The sequence below is a fragment of the Donghicola sp. XS_ASV15 genome, assembly GCF_041224595.1.
Lineage (GTDB): Bacteria > Pseudomonadota > Alphaproteobacteria > Rhodobacterales > Rhodobacteraceae > Donghicola.
The window spans coordinates 1-1,577 of the sequence record NZ_JBGFGN010000072.1; the positions used below are offsets into that span (position 1 = coordinate 1).

1 protein-coding gene is annotated in these 1,577 nt (G+C 63.2%); it reads left to right on the forward strand.

Annotation, left to right across the window (positions count from 1 at the left end; all coding sequences use genetic code 11):
• Positions 1 to 1,356 (forward strand): IS1380-like element IS1247 family transposase (locus tag AB9K37_RS01700; RefSeq protein ID WP_078527637.1); only part of this gene is annotated, 1,356 nt, incomplete at its 5' end.
• Between the last annotated feature and the right edge of the window lie 221 nt (positions 1,357 to 1,577).

The window sequence follows — 1,577 nt, forward strand, 5'->3', positions numbered from 1 at the left end:
ATGGATCACCCAGAGGGTGCGGGCTTGCAACGGGCAGATCGGGTGGATTTCGACCCTCGCGTGCGGCTGGAATTTCGCGGCACGCAGCTCAGTTCCGACGGCGGCCTTCTGGTGATGCGCGAGCTTGATGACGCGCTCGGGTTGTCCGATTTGGCGTCAGCGGCGCTGCGCGATACTCGCTCTGGCAAGAACACGGTCCATCGGCTCGACGGCCTGTTCCGGCAATCAGTCTTTGGGCGGCTGGCCGGATACGAGGATGTCAACGACGCCAACCGTCTCGCCTGCGATCCGGTCATGCGCCAAGTTGTCGGCGGCAGAGCGGTCGATGCACAAGCGGCCTCGGCATCGCAGATGGGACGGTTCGAGACCGAGACGCTGGCTCTGGCCGGGAACCGTGCCGCGCTGGCCGACCTGAACGGGCAATGGATCGACCGGTTCCATGACCGTAACGGGCTGAAGTACATCGTTCTGGACATGGACAGCTCGGTCAGCCCGACCCATGGCGACCAGGAAGGGTCCGCCTGGAATGGCCATTTCGACTGTAGCTGCTATCACCCCAACTTTCTGTTCAACCAGTTCGGGATGCTGGAACGCTGCGCCCTGCGCCATGGCAACGTCCACAGCGCCGATGGCTGGCGTGATGTTCTCGACCCCGTCATTGCGCGCTACGCGGAGCGCGACCTTGGTGGCAGGTTCTTCCGGGCCGATGCTGCCTACGCGATCCCGGCGATCTATGAGCGATTGGAAGAAGCGCGGTTCTTCTACGCCATCCGGCTGCCCGCAAACGCGGTCCTCAAGGACAAGATCGCGCATCGGCTAACGCGCCCTGTCGGGCGGCCGTCACTGACCAAGGTCAAGCGGTTCTTCGAGGAATTCGAGTATCAGGCGGCGTCCTGGGACAAGGAACGCCGGGTGATCGCCAAGATCGAATGGCATCCGGGCGAACTGTTCCCGCGTGTCGGCTTCATCGTCACCAACCTGCCGATGGAGCCGGACTGGGTGGTGCGGTTCTACAACCAGCGCGGCACCGCCGAGCAGCACATCAAAGAGGGCAAATACGCCTTTCGCTGGACGCGGCTGTCGTGCCGGAAGTTCCGCGACAATGAGGTGCGGCTGCAACTGCACGCCCTGGCGTACAACCTGGCCACCTTCTTGCACTGCATCGAGCTGCCCGAGGCCATGGCCGACTGGTCGTTGACCAGCCTGCAACTGAAGCTGATCAAGATCGGGGCACGTGTGGTCCGTCACGCCCGCACCATCACCTTCCAGCTGGCCGAGGTCGCTGTCACCGGCACGATGGTACGCGCCATCCTCGCCGCTATCCGCCGATTGCGAGCGCCACCGCTATGCGCATGATCGCGATCCACGCTCAAACTGAACGAAAGCGGCTGGACAGATCTGTCCGCTGCGCTGAAAAACGCCGCCCCTGGGCAAGGAAACAGCGGCTTCGCGGTCTGATCCGTCCAGATCCAGCAGTCTGCGCGACCGCAGGTGCCGCTTGCGGCAGAAAATCCTTGTCTAGCGCTCGGATACAGGCGATCTTCACCTCAAACGACACGCCACTTGGGGAATGCAGG